The sequence below is a fragment of the Bartonella sp. AA126HLJHH genome (genome assembly GCF_042197425.1).
Classification (GTDB): Bacteria; Pseudomonadota; Alphaproteobacteria; order Rhizobiales; family Rhizobiaceae; genus Bartonella.
This window is the reverse complement of the sequence record NZ_JBHIRU010000003.1, coordinates 116,178-135,707: the sequence shown is the minus strand read 5'-3', so window position 1 is coordinate 135,707 and position 19,530 is coordinate 116,178. Positions and strand designations below refer to the sequence as shown.

Annotated in this window: 13 protein-coding genes and 2 pseudogenes; 6 read left to right on the top strand and 9 right to left on the bottom strand. The window is 36.3% G+C overall.

The window, feature by feature from the left end:
• Positions 1 to 668 precede the first annotated feature (668 nt).
• The 5 genes and pseudogenes from ACFIQC_RS02955 to ACFIQC_RS02935 all read left to right on the top strand — a co-directional run.
• Positions 669 to 955: pseudogene (locus ACFIQC_RS02955) on the top strand (hypothetical protein); the annotation flags it as partial.
• Positions 956 to 1,177: 222 nt separating this feature from the next.
• Entirely contained in the window at positions 1,178 to 1,582 is a 405-nt protein-coding gene (locus ACFIQC_RS02950; protein ID WP_375706717.1) for a hypothetical protein, read from the top strand.
• A gap of 366 nt (positions 1,583 to 1,948) precedes the next feature.
• Positions 1,949 to 2,350, top strand: a complete 402-nt coding sequence (locus ACFIQC_RS02945) for a hypothetical protein (RefSeq protein ID WP_375706716.1) — start codon at positions 1,949 to 1,951, stop codon at positions 2,348 to 2,350.
• 149 nt (positions 2,351 to 2,499) lie between these two features.
• Positions 2,500 to 2,949: pseudogene (locus ACFIQC_RS02940) on the top strand (hypothetical protein).
• 946 nt (positions 2,950 to 3,895) lie between these two features.
• The gene (locus ACFIQC_RS02935) at positions 3,896 to 6,649 is read left to right on the top strand and encodes an autotransporter outer membrane beta-barrel domain-containing protein (RefSeq protein ID WP_375706715.1); all 2,754 of its coding nucleotides are present in this window, start codon (positions 3,896 to 3,898) and stop codon (positions 6,647 to 6,649) included.
• Between the two features lie 970 nt (positions 6,650 to 7,619).
• Here the strand turns inward: ACFIQC_RS02935 and ACFIQC_RS02930 are convergent.
• From ACFIQC_RS02930 to ACFIQC_RS02910, 5 genes are all read right to left on the bottom strand, one after another.
• Complete coding sequence (locus ACFIQC_RS02930) at positions 7,620 to 8,885, bottom strand: acetyl-CoA carboxylase biotin carboxylase subunit family protein (RefSeq protein WP_375706714.1); 1,266 nt, start codon at positions 8,883 to 8,885, stop codon at positions 7,620 to 7,622.
• On the bottom strand, positions 8,882 to 9,742 hold the full coding sequence (locus ACFIQC_RS02925; RefSeq protein WP_375706730.1) for a DMT family transporter: 861 nt from the start codon (positions 9,740 to 9,742) through the stop codon (positions 8,882 to 8,884). Before ACFIQC_RS02925 ends, ACFIQC_RS02930 begins: the two co-directional genes overlap by 4 nt.
• An 80-nt stretch (positions 9,743 to 9,822) precedes the next feature.
• Positions 9,823 to 10,440 carry a DUF6421 family protein gene (locus tag ACFIQC_RS02920; RefSeq protein WP_375706713.1) on the bottom strand — a complete coding sequence of 206 codons (618 nt, stop codon included), beginning with the start codon at positions 10,438 to 10,440 and terminating at the stop codon, positions 9,823 to 9,825.
• A gap of 84 nt (positions 10,441 to 10,524) precedes the next feature.
• Positions 10,525 to 11,022: a hypothetical protein gene (locus tag ACFIQC_RS02915; protein WP_375706712.1), complete on the bottom strand. Its 498-nt coding sequence runs from the start codon at positions 11,020 to 11,022 to the stop codon at positions 10,525 to 10,527.
• Positions 11,009 to 11,410, bottom strand: a complete 402-nt coding sequence (locus ACFIQC_RS02910) for a prephenate dehydratase domain-containing protein (RefSeq protein WP_375706711.1) — start codon at positions 11,408 to 11,410, stop codon at positions 11,009 to 11,011. The genes ACFIQC_RS02915 and ACFIQC_RS02910 overlap by 14 nt, the downstream gene beginning before the upstream one ends.
• An 807-nt stretch (positions 11,411 to 12,217) precedes the next feature.
• On the opposite strand from ACFIQC_RS02910, the gene ACFIQC_RS02905 reads away from it, so the two are divergent.
• Complete coding sequence (locus tag ACFIQC_RS02905; RefSeq protein ID WP_375706710.1) at positions 12,218 to 13,000, top strand: ATP12 family chaperone protein; 783 nt, start codon at positions 12,218 to 12,220, stop codon at positions 12,998 to 13,000.
• A gap of 34 nt (positions 13,001 to 13,034) precedes the next feature.
• Here the strand turns inward: ACFIQC_RS02905 and ACFIQC_RS02900 are convergent, their stop codons facing one another.
• The 4 genes from ACFIQC_RS02900 to uvrA all read right to left on the bottom strand — a co-directional run bounded on the left by ACFIQC_RS02900 (position 13,035) and on the right by uvrA (position 19,525).
• The gene (locus ACFIQC_RS02900) at positions 13,035 to 13,580 is read right to left on the bottom strand and encodes a hypothetical protein (protein ID WP_375621407.1); all 546 of its coding nucleotides are present in this window, start codon (positions 13,578 to 13,580) and stop codon (positions 13,035 to 13,037) included.
• 156 nt (positions 13,581 to 13,736) lie between these two features.
• Positions 13,737 to 15,146 carry a type I glutamate--ammonia ligase gene (glnA, locus tag ACFIQC_RS02895; protein ID WP_375706709.1) on the bottom strand — a complete coding sequence of 470 codons (1,410 nt, stop codon included), beginning with the start codon at positions 15,144 to 15,146 and terminating at the stop codon, positions 13,737 to 13,739.
• A gap of 59 nt (positions 15,147 to 15,205) precedes the next feature.
• Positions 15,206 to 15,544 (bottom strand): P-II family nitrogen regulator, encoded by a 339-nt coding sequence (locus ACFIQC_RS02890; protein ID WP_015856528.1) that lies wholly within the window; start codon positions 15,542 to 15,544, stop codon positions 15,206 to 15,208.
• A 1,065-nt stretch (positions 15,545 to 16,609) separates the two neighbouring features.
• The gene (uvrA, locus tag ACFIQC_RS02885) at positions 16,610 to 19,525 is read right to left on the bottom strand and encodes an excinuclease ABC subunit UvrA (protein ID WP_375706708.1); all 2,916 of its coding nucleotides are present in this window, start codon (positions 19,523 to 19,525) and stop codon (positions 16,610 to 16,612) included.
• Positions 19,526 to 19,530: the final 5 nt, after the last annotated feature.

Here is a 19,530-nt window from a genome sequence, read left to right as displayed (position 1 = left end):
TGATTGTTTTCTCTAAAGGTTAGAACAATCTAGATTGAAAAAATCTGCTCGTTATTATTTTGCTTTGGAAGTTTTTGTGAGCCATTGTTTACGGTAACGACAAAATCATATAAATATTAGGCGTTTTTTTGATGGTGAGCTGTGCCATCAATATAAGTCTTTCAGGTTAAAATGCCTAACAGTGCAAATAGATTTTACCAGATACATGATTATAGGCAGATATCTTTTTCTAAACGTATTAATGAAGTTCTGTTTCACGAAAGAAGTTATTGTAAGAATTGTTTTTTGGCTCTTTAAAAAATTGGTTGTTTAAATTTTGTTGTTTAGAAAATTACTATTGCTTTTAGAAGCGAAGATAAAGTTCTTTATGTATTTTTTCTCAAAGAGGATTGGCGTTGGTAGAAAATAGTGGATAACAAAGTTACATGAGGCATTGTATCATTGTTTTTACAAAAACTTTAATAAACAGCAGCAAGGTATTACAATAAAATCTCATAGAAGAGTAAATTAAAGAGAACAATGAACGTGTGACAGTTTTAAGATTGTTATTGCTTTCACAAGAGGAAGGATCAAACTTATTTTTTTAATATTGATACAAGAGTAATTTTTATCACAAGTGGAGGCGGACAAAATGCACTCCGCAACTGTATTTCGGTGCAAAATTATTCAATATTACCATAAAAGGTGTTCAAGAACACTACGATCAGCAAAAACAGTCGTCATCAAGTGGCTTTTTGCATGAGAAATCGTCTGATAGCTCTGAACACACACAACAACAATTCTCTCTATCCTTGAGGCAACAGGCAATGTTGATATGGATGTACAATGAGATGCTACGATTATTGCTTCTCATATGATTTCTGGTCAAGATATCAATGTAATGGGGGAAAGTATGACGATTGTTGGCATGACAGACCATCATAGCAGCCATTCACAGACGCATGAAACAGGTTTTTGATAGGTATAGATATGACTTTGTAAGCCGATGGATTGGCGGTAATGGCTATACCTACGAGACAATACCTGCTGGTAGTAACTTTTTGATAGAATGGTAGAGAGTGGCTACAAATCCCATAAATTCCCATACCTGTCTTGGAGATGTGGATTATAAATGCCAAAAGTTTTATGGCACATTTCATTTAGAACAAAAGCCTTGAATTAAATCATGGAGTAAAAAATGAAACAAACTTTAAAATTATTAAGTTCGATAATTCTATTGGGTATAGCTGGGTGCCAGTTTAATAAACCTCCTCCAGGAGAGGTGGCTACGTGGGAGAAAAATGGTGTTACTGATTTTACTGAGGTAGGAAAAGCTTTGTTAGAACGTGGTATGCCAAGCCTTATTGATGCCGATCCAGAAAACAGAAAACTCAGCTACAATGCATGGGCAACTATTGATGCCTGTATGGTTCAATCGGGATTTCGTGATAAAGTGGGGGGAGGGACTTGGTGCGAGAATCATAAAGCCGAAGATCTCCCGATTTGTCGTTCAGGCGCTGTCATCCCGAGGCGCAGTGTCAAGAAGCGCTTGAACAGCCCTTTTTGTAAAAAATATAAAAATGCACCTGAATGCAAACCTTAAGTCTTGCTGTTTGTGACGATCACAATCCCTACCTTCATGTTTCTCATACCCGTACGCGGGGGGCTTAATTCAGCATGTCAATGCTATTTATTTATGGGGACTACAACTGTTGGCGCAATAATATAAAATATCTATTTTGGTTGTAATCAAAATATTGATAATAATTATAAGCATATCGTTGATAGATAGATGATTTTAGTAATAATTTTACCGTATTTTTGATATAATATCGGTGGCATAATTATCGGAAAGAGATAAATAACCATGAAGGTTGATAATGTTCATCGTTATTTTGGAAGTGAAAAAACAGCATGTAAAGTAATTTATGGATTGTTTCATAATATCAAATTATTCAAGGATAGGAAAATGAAGCAGATTTTAAAATTATTAAGTGGGATGACCCTATTTGTTATGGCTGGATGTTATCCAGAAAAGCCTTCTCAAACAGCTGTAGATGCATGGGAAAAGTCTGGTGCTGATCAACTTGAGATAAAAAAAGCTCTGTTAGAGTGTGGAATACAGTATCTTGATGGTCGTCTTGATACAGAAACAAGTACTGATGAGAGATTCAATGCAGAAGAGTCTGTGAATGCATGCATGATAAAAGCAGGTTTCCAAGATAAATTGGGAAGGGTAAAGTGGTGTGAAAAGTATGAAAATCTTCCAATTTGTCAGCCTGATGCTGTTATTCCTCAGCGAAGTGTAGAGAGGCGCTTGAATAGTCCTCATTGTGAAGAGAACAAAGAGCAGCCCGAATGTCAACCTTAAATATTGATGCTGTTGTAATCAATAATCCTTATATTTTTGTTCTCGCAAGGGGGCGGGATTGTTTTTCTCAATAGACTAGCAATCTTACATGTGAAAAAATTAGCACAGGCTTATAGGCTTTTTTATCGTAAATATTGACGGAGGGGGAAATGAAAAAAACATTGAAATTATTGATTGCTATAATTTTATTAAGCTCTGCTGGGTGTATTAGCAAACCTCCCCCATCGATATTGGCATGATGGGAAAAGCCTGGTGTCAATAAATCTATGGTTCAACAAGCACTGTTAAAACGTGGATGGAAACCAATCTACGTTTCTTCTGAAAATATGGATTCGCGTGCAAGTGATTTTGCAGCAGTTTATGAGTGCATGACTAAAGCAGGTTATCGGTACAAATTACAAGATTCAAAGGGAATCTATTTTTCATCAACGCCGCGAAGTGATTCATTTTTAGTCAATTTAATGGTAGCAGGGTATCAGCAGGTTATGGACAATGATACTTTTGGTGTAACCAATTCGACAAAACAAGAGCGAGATTTGATGTTACGTTTTGAAAATGATAAAAAGCGCCAGAAAATAAAAAAAGCTTTGCACAAGTGATCATCAACAGTAGAACGTTAATTTTTAAAGCAATAATTAAATAAACATATTAAACGGGAGAAGAGAGAAATATAGCTCTTTTGTCTCTAATGTAGTTATATTCATCAGCTACGAGATTGGCAATAGTGTTGTTGTCAGATGATGCTAGCGGAGGAGAGTGAGTTGTTGTTTAGAGAAATTTATTCAATATAAAGAATGGCAAATAATAGCTTTGCTAAAATATCTTCCTTAACGATAATAAACAGATAGCTTTCATAGAGCTAATTTTGATGAAATTTTATTTTGGTGTTTTTAAAGTTCAGAATGGTGAGTGTTTTACTGTATTTTAGATTTTATCAAAAGATCTAAAATATTACATTTATTAATTCAAATCATTGATGATAGGGTATTAGGAGAAGTTTTTTATTTATTCAAATTTCTTTGTTAGATATCTAGCATTTTTAATATAGAAATTGTGTACATCAGCTTATACATTAGTGTGCAATTTCTTGTTTTTTTGTTGTAGTTGAAGAGATGATGCGGTTATAGATTTCGTATACTGTATCTTTTTTTGCTGTGTTTTATTAAAACGTTTTAATCGTTTAATCTTAGAAGTTATTCTCATTTTGTTGTATTTTTATTTTTCGGTGGTGAGATAAATTGAATATTATATCTCTTCAAAATTCGCATTTTTTCACGTTTTTTTAAGATTGGTTTTTGGGCCTTTTGTAATTGCAGTTTTCAGCGGTTTTTGAGATGCCTTCTTTAGAGGGATTGTCCTCCTAAATGGTATTTTTAAACTTTTTGTTCTTTCTTTACATAAAACACAAAACATATTATTGAATGCTGTAATTTATCATAAAAATAAAATAATTTTGTTCGTTTTATTCTTGTTGTGTTTAATTTGTGGTTTATTTTTTTGCCAGCATTTTTTGTTTTTGTTGAAAAAAGAAAGTTTTGAAAAACAATGATAGTCAAGGTATCTAACAATCACTTGTATTCGTGCGTTTTTACAGCAGCTATTTTTTCTTTTTTGTTAAATATAAATATTGAGGCACATTCTCATTCATATACATCGCTGTCATGTGACAAAAACAAATTACCTTATGAATGCAGTGATGGTTCAAAGCATACAATTAGTGATAAAGTATATAAATTCACGGCGCCTGTTAAAAAAAAGAATGGGGAGGATCGTTCTCTCATGTTACCTGCTGCTATAGTAGTACAGGAGCCAAATACAGTTATTGAGGCAATGCGTGTAGAGGTTGAAGGGACTGCAAGTATAGAAGATATTTATGGTGTTTTTGTATCACAAGGGGGAAAAATTGTTTTGAGCGATTCAGCTTTTAAAAATGTATCAATAGGTCTTAAAGCTGATAGTGGAATGATTGAGGTTAATCGTGGAACAATTGAGGCTTCTCAGATTGCTGCTTATGCAGAGAAGCGAGGAGCATCTGTTACGTTAACGAATACAAAAATTAAAGTGGAAGGTTTGGGTATCGGTCAAGAGAGTGCTCTTTTCGTTAGTGCTGATGCGGGTATTCAGATGAAAAGTGGATTTATTGATGTGAATGATGCTGCTGCGCTTTATGTGGGGAGAGGGGGGAGTGCGACTTTAGATGGTGTTACCATTGCTTCAAAATATCAAAAAACAGAAGACAAAGAAAATACAAATGAAAAAATTATACATACAGTTTTCAATGTAAAACATCAGGGTTCTGTTTATGTAAAAAATACGAATATTATTTCTACTGATGTTCATATTTTAACAGTTGGACAAGATTCTAACACGCCATCCAATAACGGCAGGGAAGGAAATATTTTAATTTCGCGGGTTAATATTGAAGATTCAACAATTAAAGCAATAGGTAACAAACAAGGTATGTATTTTGAGAGGGATGGGGAAAATGATGCGTATGAACAGGGGCTTGTCTTTTTGAAAAGGACGATTTTTGAGGTTCCAGATGGGACAGCTGTTCATAGTCATAACAGTCGTATTTATATTGGAGTAACAGAAGGTACAAAAATTTTTGGTGACTTATTATTAACAGCTGAAAAAGGGGGAAGTGTAGCGATTTTGGCTAATTCTTCTTCATTGATAGGAGGGACTCGTGTTGCCGATGATTCTATTGCTGAGCTTTATTTAACAAGGGGATCAAAATGGTTTTTGACAAAAAGAAGAGAGATCGATTTGCAAGTTGCAAACCGTACAAGTTCGTCTATTTCATTTGTGAAAGTTTCTGATAGTTTTATTGCTTTTGAGACTCCAATGTTTCAGGAGTATCAGACACTTCATATTGGGAAGGGAGAAAAAGAAGTTTATAGTGCGCAAGATAGGGCAGATATTTATCTCAATACGTATCTCAGTAGTGATGGTTTGCTCGATAATACAAAAACTGATCGGCTTTTAATACATGGTGATGTTTCTGGAAAAACAACAGTTTATGTGCAATTTGTTGCAGGAAATCAGGGTGAGATAGCAACCGGTGAAAATGCTCATAGTATTTCACTTATTCAGGTTTCTGGAAAAGCGGCAGAGGATTCTTTTCAGTTAAATCGTGCTTATATCGCATTAGAGGGTTTGCCTTACCAATATTATCTTCATGCGTATGGTCCAGCTTCTGCTCTTGGAAATGCACAAACTTCTCAAAGATTGGTTGAAGGAGATGGAGATTTTTGGGATTTTCGCCTTGAAAGTAAATATATTCAGCCTGTTTTAGAGGTGTCTGCTATTCCCCCTTCTGAGTTAAAGGTCAGAGAGGTTGTTCCACAAGTTCTGACCTATCTTTTGTTACCAAATGCTTTGTTTCATGTTGGGCTCATGGATATTAGTCATCAACAAAAGCAGTTGCAAGTTAGGCGGTCTATTCCTCGTAAATTATTAAAAGTTGAAGGGAACTTTGCTTTATCTGTCCACGGTTATGGTGGGAGTTATCGTTATGTCTCAGATCTTTCTACACTTAAATATGGGTACGATGGTCATGTTGATTATAACGCTATAAAAACAGATATTTTGCTCAAAACAATAGAGGGTGCATATAGTACGACATCTTTTGGGATTATGGGAACCTATGGAAAGCTTTCCTTACAACCTCATAACGTGGAACAAAGTCAAAAGAGTACGTTTAATAAATGGTCATTTACGGCATATGCTAGTGTGAAACATTACACTGATTTTTACGTAGACGGTCTTTTATCTTATGGTTTGTTTAAAGGGGATGTGCGTAGCCGTGTTTGGGGTAAGACGGCGACATTAAAAGCAAATCCTTTGAACGTGTCGTTTTCTGCTGGTAAAGTGTCTATGACAGGATATAAAGATCTTATTTTTGATCCACAACTTCAGCTTATTTATCAACATCTTCAATTTGATAAGTTTCGTGATATTGATGGATTTGATGTTGAGATGAAAAAAATAGATCAATGGTTTGTGCGTGTTGGTGGGCGTTTAAGTAAAACATTTACAGCCTCTGATAAGGATTGGATCACTTCTTTTTATGGCAATATTCATTTTGCTCATTGTTTTGATAAAGAACAATTTGTTCATTTTAAAGATGTTTTCCAGTTGGGTTCTTTCGGTTCTTCCTTAGAAACAGGTTTGGGTATCAATGCGCAGTTTTCTTCTAAAGTTACACTTCACAGTGATCTTAGCTATCAGCATAGGTTAACCAAGGCTGGTTTTTCTGGAGTTCATTTTTCTGGTGGTTTGCGCTATCATTTTTAATAAATCTTTTTAAAAATAATAAATGTGATTTTTAAAGTTTTGTTTTATTGTCGTGATTTAAACCATTGATGATGCAGAATTTTAATTGCTTCTTTTAATAATGGTATCATGTGTTTTAATAGGTATGGAAGGATCACGTTGATTTATTTTTTATCTGATTGATAGGGGAGCTTAAATGCTTCAAAAAAAATGATAATGAGACTGTAAATCTATTTGTGTTATTTTTGCTATAAATATTGGGGATGTGTTTGTCATCAGCTTTTTAAAATAGTAGCCTTATTATCCTATCATGTTGTAAAGACTGGCGTTTGAGGTCGCTGATATCAATCATGAAAGGCAGGGAGATATTGACTGTTGATTAAAAGCTTTTGCTGTTAAGCAAAGGAGGGGATATATGCAATATACAGCTCTATCGTTTCGTGGATGATGCGTATTTTTTTGCTTTAAAATTTTGCAAAAAGTGTTTTTGAAGCTGTTCGTATCGTTTGCATTGTTGTCGATGGATAATAAGAAAAGTGGTAAAGCATGATCACTTTTAACATCAAATTCAATATCTTCAGTTCTTAATAAAGATAAATCCTTTAAAAAAATTGTTCTAATGGCTGTATTGAATATATGAACAAGATCATTGTCTTATTTGTTAAATAGATATGAAATATAAGTTTTATATCAAAGTGGGGAGATAAGATTTTTTTCTTCTTTTAAGACGTGGGGAGAAGAGGTTGATCGTATCAAAAAAATCGTTCATAAGTTCTTATTATTGTTTCAAATATAGAAACATTGAAGAGCTTTTATTAAAATGGGGTGTAAAAGTAGATTATATCTTCCTCAATTCCTGTTTTTTTTAAATATGCATCTTTAATGGAAAAACGTTTGCAAAGTTTTAGGCAATTGCATTCGCATTGTAATTTCGTTTGTATCGATAAGATTTATATCAAAGTTCAGGGACAGTAAAAATATCTTTATCGGGCTATTGATAAACATGGTGTTTCCATATGATGCTTAAGGTGTCATCGAGCCATTTGTGGTAATTGCGTGCTTCTTCGTTTGAGTTATGAACAGAGAAAATAAAACCAGGATATCCACCAAATGCTGGTGGAGGTGGTGAAATGTGATTGGTTTCAAAGAAAATGATAGTTCTGGCGGTTTGAGGATGCTGTGCAACCTTATCTAGACCTGAAAATCCAGAAAACCGTCCATACCCATGAAGAGGAATAATATAATTTGCCGCCACTTTTTTAGCTGGGAGTATATCGGGAAGGTCTAAGTTTTTTTCAGCTAAAGCGGCATTCATACATAGTTTTGCAAATGAAATTCCTGTGCCTTGCTCAACAATAAAATGGGAAACACCTGATCCACCTATACGAGCGCCTATCTCAATGATATAAGGTAAATTATTAGCATCTAGGCGTAGCTCTACATGGGCAGCACCCATATTTATACCAAGAGCTTTAACTCCAGAGCATGCAGCCTCACATAAAGCAATAATTAAAGGATCATCTATATCACATCGTTGACGATAAATTGTTTCTTCAAACCATGGTCCCTCAGGCTGTCCCTTGTCTCCAACGGATAGAACGTGTACACCTGCTGTATCAACAAAGCATTCTACGACAAATTCTTTTCCTGGCAAATACTGTTCTACGACTAAGCCTACAGGTTTACTTTTATCATTAAAACGTGCCATGTCTTTATGCTGAACATTCCATACGGCTTTAATGAGATCAGGAAGTTCAGCGGAATTTTTAGCTAACATGACGCCTGCACTTGCCCATCCAGAGACGGGTTTAATAACGACTGGATAATCCAAGGCTTGTGTTTTTGATAGGTCTTCTGGATGATCTATATAAAAGAATCCTGGTGTTCTTAAGCCTGCTTTAGCGAAAGCTTGACGCATGAGATATTTATTTCTGGTTAATGCTGCTACTTCTGGTTCAATACTTGGAGTATTGATTTTTTTTGCAGCCAAAGCTGTCCATAGGATGGCTTCTTCGCGAAGGGTCATAACCCCAGCAATATTGCGTTCTTTTGCTCCTGTTGCAAAAGTGTCTAGAGCTGCCTCTGGGTTATCAAAAACAGGAAGTTGCCAAGTTGAAGTGACTGCTGCGGGGTGTTGAGTGGGAGCGCTTTCAGCGGTATCATAGATCATTATTAATTCGATATTAGCTGCTTGTGCTGCTTCAAATATAAATGGTAATTTTGCATTGCGTTGGCAAACTAACGCGAGTTTTTTCATTTTGTTTCCTCATTAAATTTGGAATTTTGGGCACGACGTTTCTGTTGCCATGTAGATACCTTTGATGCATCTATAAATAAGAGTGTCATCCCTATAACAACTACAATCATAGCAATTATTTTGATCATATTGAGGGAAGGGCTCGAGCCGATTATCCATTCACATACAACCACTGCAAAAGGGGATAATACGCCGATAGTGTTGGCGTATAATACGCCTCCTTCGGCTAAAACTTTTTGATATAATACGTAAACTGGTGCCGAGCAAACAGTTCCTAAAATCAATATTTTAAATATATCTTCTAACTTAAGATAGAAGAGTGGGGCAGGATCAAAAATAAATAATGGCATAAATGATGCTGCAGAAATTGTCGTGATCCAAGCCAGTGAGGTGAGCAAAGGTAAATTTTTAAGATAACGTTTAGACAATAAGCCATAAGCAGAGTAAGAAAGGGCTGCTGTTAAAGCAAGAGCTATTCCTATTAGGTTGTATCCACTTTCTCCACTGTTTATATTGAATGCTACAGCTGCTACACTGACAATTATCACTCCACTAAGCTTCAGCCATGAGAATTTAAGGATATTTGTCAATGCACCTAATATATAAGTAATTCCTGGAATAGTAGCGAGCACCATGGTTAAATCACTGGCTTTGAGTGATTTTAATGCACCAAAGCTGCATACAAAATATAACGAGAATCCTAACACTGAGAGAATTAAAAAAGAAGGTATCATGGAAAGTAATGGTATGGATCTGAAAACAGCTTTCTCACGAAATACTGCAATCAGCCATAAGGTAGCAGCGGTGGAAAACAACCTAAGTCCAACCGCATGCATGACGGGTATATTGCTAACCAAATTCTTAGATAATAACCAACTTATGGAAAACAATGCTAGAATAGTAAAAGTAAATAATAATAACCGTCCTTTTATGAAACTCAATGATTTAATCCTCTAATCACTCGCTGTGCATAATATGATGTTGAAAAATTAAATCGTGACTGTGAAGTTTGCGGCTTACCAAGATTATTTTGGATATAATCCTTAGCTCCTGCCAAATAAGCGTCATCATCTAATGCTTCAAGTGTTTCTATATCTGCTATCATCAATATTATTACTTTTTCAAGACGCTCCAAATCAAATTGAAGATAACCTTGATTTGTTTCAATCAATGCTTTGTTCCGCATCAATATTTCAAAAAGCAAGATCCCTGTACTAGCATCGAATGTCATATGCTGATCAGAATCTTTTGGATAACGGAATATGCGTTCTAATAGGACAAATTCAGTTATTTCTTTCCAAAATTTTGGATGATTTTGTAGCATAATACGCACTATAATTAAACCAGCTTTAGTTTCTTCTAGAAGACCTGTAAACCAATTTAATTTTATATACAGATTTTTATCCAATGGCCGCGGTCCGGTATGATGTGCATAGTCATGATAATAGCCCCACAAACAGCGAGCATCGTAAATGTCTTCTTTAGATAAGTTACGACTCTGCAATTGACCGAGCAGGAATTTACTGTCTCGACCGAGTAAAGGTTCAGCTTCCACAATTGTTTGCTTGTTGTAAATATCAAAGAATTTACTGAAAAAAAAACAAAGCAAATGCTTGCTTATCAATTTTTTGAGCCGTCGCTACAGATTCTGGGAATAGAACTTGCCTTCTAAAAATCCCTTTGATGCTATTCCCATTTTTATACATTGAAATGGTGATACATAATTATTTGTATATTTCGAGGCGTCAGAAAGATAGGCCGTTTCATGACGATATCCTGTAACTAATTCCAGCCGGAATCCTTCTGGATCAGGTCCATTTGTTGCACGCATTGGAGCCAAGAAAAACAAGGGAGCATCTGGTAATGGGGCTTTGAAAGCAGCCAAAGTGTTATCAAATTGAGGAGGGGGCGTTAAACCGCTGAGCATCCACTGAAGAAGATCATCAGAAATGATCGCTAAAAGTTTTGGAGATAATCCATCAAGAATATTAGCATGGTGGTTCAGCAGAGTGATCAATTTATTGATCATATCACTATCTGCTGAAGTTGGTTCCTTAATGCTCCCATTTCGTTCTTGGCGCATACGGAATTTGTCAACCAAGTTAACAATGGAAAGAAGCACTTCAGATTTTTTCATGATGAGTTGACTTTAGCGAGTGGAGCAAAAAGGCCATTGGCACTTGTCCAAAATTTTCAACAATATTCAGCTTATAGCGATTTGCCGCAACCGATGTTGTGATACAAGCATCGGCTTTTTCAGCCTTACAAAGAACGGCTGCATCAGCATTGCTGTTGGCAAATACTTTGTCATATTGATGAGCTACCAGAGATTGTGGGGCAGGATGAGTCGCTACGGTTTTAATTTCATCAGCGTTATTGCGTTTAGCTAAAACCATAGAGTGAGTAGGCATGATAAAGCTGTCAAATAATTGCATATCACCTAAACGGGTAAATATGAGTGTATGCAAATCAGGGTAAGCAGCACAGCTTAAGAGATAAGCATCTTTTTTTTTGAGCAAGTTCATTAAATGCTTCTTCAAGAGTTGCGTATAAGATAATACGGGATCTCGAGTCAGTGGACAAAATATTTTTATTGTGATTGTTAAGCCACTATTGTTCTGCTGCTGCACAGTTAGTATCTGCAGGGCCAAGTGTATAGATAAAAGTATTATTTTCAGATTGCATGATCTCTATTCTTTATAAAAATATGCCTAAATTTAAAATAGTGTAATATGTAGAGTATATCAAGAACAATGCGTTAAATAATTTAGTGCTTTATAAAATAATGTATATATGAAAGAAAATTTACAATTATAATTTTGTCTGTTCATTATTCTATCATGCCGTAAAACATCGTCGTTTAGGGGAGTAATTGAGCAGGAAAAATTCTATGCAGGGTATTTATTGGATATGTTAGAGAATTATTGAAATGGTTAAGCGAAGGTGAATGACACGTAAACCGCACTGCTCTATCATTTTTTGGATGAGCAGCGTTTTTGAATCTGTTCATATTGATAATACTATTATAGGTGAATAATAAGCAAATTGGTAAGGCGTGAACATCTTTGCCATAAAACTCAATATATTTAACTTCTTAATTAAGATAATACTTTTAAAAATTGTTTTACTATTATGATTGTATTAAATATATAAAAGGCAATCATCATTGTCTTGTTTGTAAAAGAAACATGAAATATAACTCTTAAATCAGATTGAGATTGGCAAGATTTTTTTCTTCTTTGGAATCGTTAAGAAGGTCAGATTAAACCTTATTGAAGCTACAGAACCTAAAGAAACAGTCGTTTTTTTGAAAAGATCAGAGGTAAACAAATATGCGTGAGATTTTGGATCATTTTGATATGCCATTGAATAAGAAGAGTTCTGTTCAAAAGATTCAAAATCTTTCATGCCAATCACACCCAAAACGGTTTTATAAGCAAGTGAAGATCGCTTGTGAGGAGGTCGGCTTTACGATTTTGTTGGATGAACGTCCCGTAAAAACGCCCGCAAGGCGTCATTTTCATGTGCCAACAGAAGTGTTTGCTGAATATGTTGCTCAGGAATTTGAGAACCAAAAGCACGTTGTTGATCCTGCAAAAATGCCGATGACGCGTTTGGTTAATACTGTTATTGATGGTATCGCTGATGATATGCAGGTGGTTTTTGAAGATTTATTGCGTTTCGTTGCATGTGATATGATCTTTTATCGTGCACAGACACCTAAAGAGTTGGTGCAAAAACAATCTAAGCAATGGGATCCTTTATTAGATTGGGCAGAAAAAAAACTGGGTGCAAGGTTTTATTTGACAGAAGGGCTGATGCATGTGGAACAATCACCAGAAGCACTTCAAGCAGTCAGTAATTATTTACGTAGAGTTGAGTCTGCTTATATGCTTGCTGCACTTCATATGATGACAACATTAACGGGATCTGCTCTCATTGCTCTTGCTGTTGCAGCGGGAAACATTGATGCTGACCATGCTTGGTCTATTGCCCATTTAGATGAAGATTGGATGATGGAGCAATGGGGAACGGATAAAGAAACAATAGCACGCCGTGCTCATAAAAAAGTTGAATTTAATGCTGCTGCTACAATTGTTACAACTTGTTTATAGGGGAAAATCTTTTATTTACGTGCATTCTTTTCGCTCAGAGTATTTTTGTGACTTTTTGAGGATTGGTTTTTACTTTATCAAGTCCAGGAAATAGTTCATTGGTTATGGTTAAGAGCGCTTCGTCATTGCCACGGATAAAATACCATTGGTTATCGTGAAGTAGGGCAATAATTTCAGTTTGAATAGAGCATTTTTTTCCAGCATTTGTTGTGGTTACAAGCTCCACGGGTATAACAAAATAAGGGGTACCATTATCAAGGGTACCTTCACGTTTTTGTTTTTGATCAATGTTGATCGTTTCAATCTTGTAACTTTCTGCCAACCGTTCTATTTGGCTTTTCATGATTTGTAGAAATTGTGATTGATTAAGATTTTTTTTGGCGGTTAAGCGGTTGATGACTTGGGGAGGAATAGCATTTAAGATGGCATTTGCATCGGCATTTTTAAGTGCTTTACTATAAGCAGATGTTGCTTTCTCAAGAGTTGTAAGTTTTTGGTTGGTTATTGTATGTGCTTTAGTTGTTGATGTGATAAAGACAATGCATAAAAGAACGGGAACGAGAAAACAAATTCGCGGCATTAGAAACCTTTGTTAATTCATTTGAAGAGATTCAATACATTATAAAGGAAAAGCGGACGAGCAAAAAGCCTCTTGCGCTTTTGCATGAGAAGAATATCCACAAAAATGGAGGCTTTTGCCTCCACTTTAAAAATCAAAAGAATGCGTATTGATTGTTTAAACAGAATAGTACATATCAAATTCAACAGGATGGGGTGTTGTTTCGTAACGCAAGACTTCTTGCATCTTTACTTGAATGAAGGAATTAATCTGATCATCATCAAAAACGTCGCCAGCTTTAAGAAAGCCACGATCTTTGTCAAGTGCTTCAAGCGCTTCACGCAGGCTTCCTGAAACAGTAGGGATTTCTTTAAGTTCCTTTAAGGGAAGATCATAAAGATCTTTATCCATAGCATGTCCGGGATGAATTTTGTTTTTGATACCGTCAAGACCAGCCATTAAAAGGGCTGCAAATGCCAAATAGGGATTTGCTGTTGGGTCTGGAAAACGAACTTCTACGCGTTTTGAATTTGGTGAGGAGCTCATAGGAATACGGCAAGATGCAGAACGATTACGTGCTGAATAGGCAAGAAGAACAGGAGCTTCATAACCAGGAACCAAACGTTTATAGGAGTTTGTGGATGGGTTGGTAAAAGCATTTATTGCTTTTGCGTGCTTAATAACACCACCGATAAAAAACAGACAGGTTTCTGATAGTCCAGCATATTCATTTCCTGCAAAAATGGGTTTGCCATCTTTCCAAATGGAAATGTGGACATGCATTCCAGAGCCGTTATCACCAAAAACTGGTTTTGGCATGAAGGTTGCTGTTTTCCCATAACTATTTGCTATTTGATGTACAACATATTTAAAAATTTGCATCTTGTCAGCCTCGCGAACAAGTGTATCAAAACGAATACCCAATTCATGTTGGCCTGCTGCTACTTCGTGATGGTGTTTTTCGACCTGTACGCCCATATCCTTGAGTGCTGTGAGCATTTCAGAACGCATATCTTGGCAAGAATCAATCGGCGGAACAGGAAGGTAGCCTCCCTTTATTCGTGGGCGATGCCCTAGATTTCCTGTTTCATATTCCGTATCATCATTAGAGGGAAGTTCACTTGAATCGAGTTTAAACCCTGTGTTGTAAGGGGCCGTTTTATAGCGCACATCATCAAAGATAAAAAACTCTGCTTCTGGACCCACATTGATTGTATCTCCAATGTTTAAAGATTTCATATACACCTCAGCCCTTTTGGCGATAGAACGAGGATCTCTACGATAAAACTCACCAGAGACAGGATCAAGTACATCACAAAATATGACCAAAGTAGATTGAGCAAAAAAAGGATCAATATGTGCTGTTGCTGGATCTGGCATTAAAACCATGTCAGATTCATTAATTGTTTTCCAACCAGCAATTGAAGAACCATCAAACATGACACCATCACTAAAAGTATCCTCGCTGATCTCTGCGATATCCATTGTAATGTGATGCAATTTTCCTCGTGGATCAGTAAAACGTAAATCAACAAAACGGATTTCGTTGTCTGTAATCTGTTTGATAATATCTGATGCGGTTGTCATATTCAATTTCCTTAATATGGCGTTGAGGTGGATAAAAAAGTGAATTTTCTCGTTATTTATTAAAGGGCATCGATACCGGTTTCGTCCGTGCCTATACGAATTGCATCATCAATGGAAAAGACAAATATCTTTCCATCCCCTATATGTTTGGTTTGAGCTGCTTTACGTATTGCATCAACAGTTTGTTCCAGTTTTTCATCGGACACAACAATTTCAATCTTTACTTTAGGTAGAAAGTCAACAACATATTTCGTACCACGATAAAGTTCTGTATGTTCCCTTTGACGACCAAAACCTTTCGCTTCTGTTACTGTAATACCATGTAACCCAATTTTTTGAAGCGCTTCTTTCACTTCATCAAGTTTGAAAGGTTTTATAATGGCTTCAATTTTTTTCATGCTGAAATTATCTCCAACGTTATTTTGTCTTTTTAGACTGCATCACATTATATTGACAACTGTAAGATGTCCAACAGATACTTTGTGCACAAAAAGTCGAAAATAATGACACTCTATGCTCTGTTAGGAGAGTTTCTTTTGTAGAATACAGCCAAATACTGTTTTTTGAGAAAAAAACTTACAATTCTTATACAAGAATTCAAATAATATAATAAAAGAGTTTTGTTTCTTTTTTATTAGATAATATCTTGACTTATAAGGATAATTAGACGCTCTCCACATTGAATGAGAAACTCTAATAGCGTAAGATTTTCTCATTTTAGATCCTTTTATCGTCAACCAATCAAAACGATACCTTTATATATCATAAATAGTTATGAGTGTGTGGATAACAACATTTGAAAAAAGAAATAAAATGCTTTTTATGAAAGCTTTCGATAATTAAAGGCTTTACAATATTAGGGAGTAGGGAAGACAAATATTGGAAAAGAGTGTGATGATGGCGATTCATAAATGTAAAGATGGTGGTGTACAATAATGAGTTTATCATTATAGCATTCATAGGAGCCGTCGTGAAATAGGCTTGAGAGCATTGAGAAATGTTTCTTTAAAACAGATGTGGGAATTGGCAACGCAAATATATTCCGTTTGGGGCGTTTTGTTCCTTCGTGAGGAATGTGATCTTCATTAAGGAACGCGATAAATAAAAGTGTGAAGCAATGGCAATCTTCATTATAAGATATTGCTGTGGATGCCTTGGAAAATCATAAAGATAAATTAAAAGGAAATGGAAATATAGAAATTTATTTATACCCTTAAAACTTCATATTCTTCCCAGTTTAGGTTGTCTGGTCGTTTCAGGTATAAACAAAACAGAGAATAAATACGCAATTATGTGCGCGTTCCTATTTGGCAATACGACAACTGAAACAGCTTATAAAGCGCTAAATTGTTTTTAGTCTTTGCTTCAAACGTGTTGCACCACTGGAATTAGGTGTTGGTTTACAGGTAATAATAAAAGTACAGGCTTTGTTAGTATGCTGTATTTTACAATAGAAAGCGTTTCTAAGAATTGGAATTATAGAGAGATGGGCGCAGTAAAACATCTTTTAGAAATTTTCCCGTATAGGAAGCGGGAACCTTAATGATGTCTTCAGGGCGTCCAATTGCAACAATTTTACCACCGCGATCTCCACCTTCTGGTCCTAAATCAATAATCCAGTCGGCTGTCTTTATAACATCAAGGTTATGTTCAATGACTATAACTGTGTTGCCTTGCTCGACTAGTTCGTGAAGCACTTCAAGAAGTTTGGAAATATCATGAAAATGTAAACCTGTTGTCGGTTCATCCAAAATATAGAGTGTACGTCCCGTTGTTTTACGAGAAAGTTCTTTCGCAAGTTTTACACGTTGTGCTTCCCCACCAGAAAGTGTGGTTGCTTGCTGTCCTACTTTTATGTAACCCAATCCTACTTTAATGAGAGTTTCCATTTTATTATGAATAGCGGGAATAGCTTGGAAAAATTCCTCTGCCTTTTCAATTGTCATATCCAAAATATCGGCTATAGACTGTCCTTTGAATTTTATTTCTAGTGTTTCTCGGTTATAGCGTTTTCCTTTACAGACATCGCAAGTAACATAGACATCAGGTAAAAAGTGCATTTCAATTTTGATGACTCCATCACCTTGACATGCTTCGCACCGTCCTCCTTTAACATTAAATGAAAAACGCCCAGCTTTGTAACCGCGGGCTTTTGATTCTGGAAGATCGGCAAACCACTCACGAATCGGTGTAAAAGCACCTGTATAGGTTGCGGGATTAGAGCGTGGGGTGCGTCCAATAGGAGACTGGTTGATATCGATGACTTTATCAAGAAATTCTAATCCTTCAATTTTGTCATAGCTGGCAGGGCTGTGATGAGAGCCCATGATATGATGTGATGCTGCTTTGAAAAGCGTTTCAATAAGAAATGTTGATTTTCCTCCTCCAGAAACACCAGTTATGCATGTGAAGGTTCCAAGAGGAATATTCGCATTGATATTTTTGAGGTTATTGCCTTTGGCGCCGATGACTTTAAGTGTCTTCGTTTTTGATATTTTGCGTCGCTCTGTAGGCATTTTAACAGCCATTTTTCCTGAAAGGTATTGGCCTGTGAGAGAGGCTGAATTTTCTATAATTTCCTGCGGTGTTCCTTGCGCTATGATTTCTCCACCATGAACGCCCGCGGCAGGCCCCATATCGACAACATAGTCTGCTGTGAGAATAGCATCTTCATCATGTTCAACAACAATAACTGTATTGCCAAGATTGCGCAAATGGCGCAGCATTTCCAACAGGCGTTCGTTATCGCGTTGGTGTAAACCGATAGATGGTTCATCTAAAATATAAAGAACGCCTGTAAGACCAGAACCAATTTGAGATGCCAACCGAATGCGTTGGCTTTCTCCCCCTGAAAGCGTTCCTGAATTTCGAGACAAGGTAAGATATTCCAATCCTACATGATTTAAAAAAGCCAAACGTTCACGAATTTCTTTTAAAATACGTACGGCGATATTACGTTGTTTTTCTGTGAGATGTTGATGAACATTGGCAAACCAATTATCTGCTTTTAGAATAGAAAGATCTGATATTTGCCCAATATGCATTCCGTTGATTTTTACAGCAAGTGCCTCTGGTTTTAAACGATAACCGTGACAAGCTGGGCAGGGCGAAGAAGACATATAACGTTCGATTTCTTCTCGAGACCAAGCAGAATCGGTTTCTTTCCAGCGTCTCTCCATATTAGGGATGATTCCTTCAAAAGGTTGGGTCATTTTATGCGAACCAGAATTATTTTTATAGATAAAAGAAATTTCATCTCTTTTTGTACCGTAGAGAATAGCCTGTTGTGCTTCATTAGAGAGTTCACACCATTGATCTGTGAGTTTGAAACCGTAAGCTTTTCCTAATGCTTCTAAGGTTTGTTTATAGTAAAGTGAATCTGATTTAGCCCAAGGGGCAATGGCGCCATTCTTGAGGGTAAGATTTTTATTGGGCACAATTTTCAGTGGATCCATTGTTTTTTTTATGCCCAGTCCATCGCAGAGAGGACAGGCGCCAAAAGGATTATTGAACGAAAAAAGGCGTGGTTCAATTTCAGGAATAGAAAAACCCGATACAGGGCAGGAAAACTTTTCTGAAAAAATGAGCCGTTTGTGTGTATCATTTTTTGATTTATGAGCAGATTCCTTTGTTGTTTCTTTTTGTGCTAAGGGTTGGTCTGCCATTTCAGCAATGGCAAGCCCATTTGCTAGCTGTAAACAGGTTTCTATACTATCAGCCAAGCGAGAGGTGATATCCTTTTGTACAACAATGCGGTCTACCACGACATCGATGTCGTGTTTATATTTTTTATCAAGAGGTGGAATATCAGCGATTTCATAGAATTTTCCATCAACTTTAGCGCGTTGAAATCCTCTTTTTAAAAGATCTGTTAGCTCTTTTTTATATTCTCCCTTTCGTCCTCGCACCAAAGGGGCCATAATAAAAATTCGCGTTCCTTCTGGTAAGGACATAATTTGATCCACCATTTGGCTTACTGTCTGGCTTTCAATAGGAAGTCCTGTTGCAGGAGAATGAGGAATACCAATACGAGCAAAGAGAAGACGCATGTAGTCGTGGATTTCAGTAACGGTCCCTACCGTTGAACGAGGGTTGCGACTGGTTGTTTTTTGTTCAATGGAGATAGCTGGAGAGAGACCGTCTATGCGGTCGACATCGGGTTTTTGCATGACTTCCAAAAATTGGCGTGCATAGGCTGAAAGGCTTTCGACATAACGGCGTTGTCCTTCAGCGTAAATTGTATCAAACGCTAAGGATGATTTCCCTGATCCAGAAAGTCCTGTTATAACAATGAGTTTATCACGAGGCAGATCGAGATCAATATTTTTAAGGTTATGCTCACGTGCACCGCGAATGGAGATATATTTTTGATGAGTCATACTTT

Coding starts and splice junctions, on each gene's coding strand:
- ACFIQC_RS02950 (WP_375706717.1), top strand. CDS start 1,178: ATGAAACAAACTTTAAAATTATTAAGTTCGATAATTCTATTGGGTATA.
- ACFIQC_RS02945 (WP_375706716.1), top strand. CDS start 1,949: ATGAAGCAGATTTTAAAATTATTAAGTGGGATGACCCTATTTGTTATG.
- ACFIQC_RS02935 (WP_375706715.1), top strand. CDS start 3,896: ATGATAGTCAAGGTATCTAACAATCACTTGTATTCGTGCGTTTTTACA.
- ACFIQC_RS02930 (WP_375706714.1), bottom strand. CDS start 8,885: ATGAAAAAACTCGCGTTAGTTTGCCAACGCAATGCAAAATTACCATTT.
- ACFIQC_RS02915 (WP_375706712.1), bottom strand. CDS start 11,022: ATGAAAAAATCTGAAGTGCTTCTTTCCATTGTTAACTTGGTTGACAAA.
- ACFIQC_RS02910 (WP_375706711.1), bottom strand. CDS start 11,410: ATGAACTTGCTCAAAAAAAAAGATGCTTATCTCTTAAGCTGTGCTGCT.
- ACFIQC_RS02905 (WP_375706710.1), top strand. CDS start 12,218: ATGCGTGAGATTTTGGATCATTTTGATATGCCATTGAATAAGAAGAGT.
- ACFIQC_RS02900 (WP_375621407.1), bottom strand. CDS start 13,580: ATGCCGCGAATTTGTTTTCTCGTTCCCGTTCTTTTATGCATTGTCTTT.
- glnA (WP_375706709.1), bottom strand. CDS start 15,146: ATGACAACCGCATCAGATATTATCAAACAGATTACAGACAACGAAATC.
- ACFIQC_RS02890 (WP_015856528.1), bottom strand. CDS start 15,544: ATGAAAAAAATTGAAGCCATTATAAAACCTTTCAAACTTGATGAAGTG.
- uvrA (WP_375706708.1), bottom strand. CDS start 19,525: ATGACTCATCAAAAATATATCTCCATTCGCGGTGCACGTGAGCATAAC.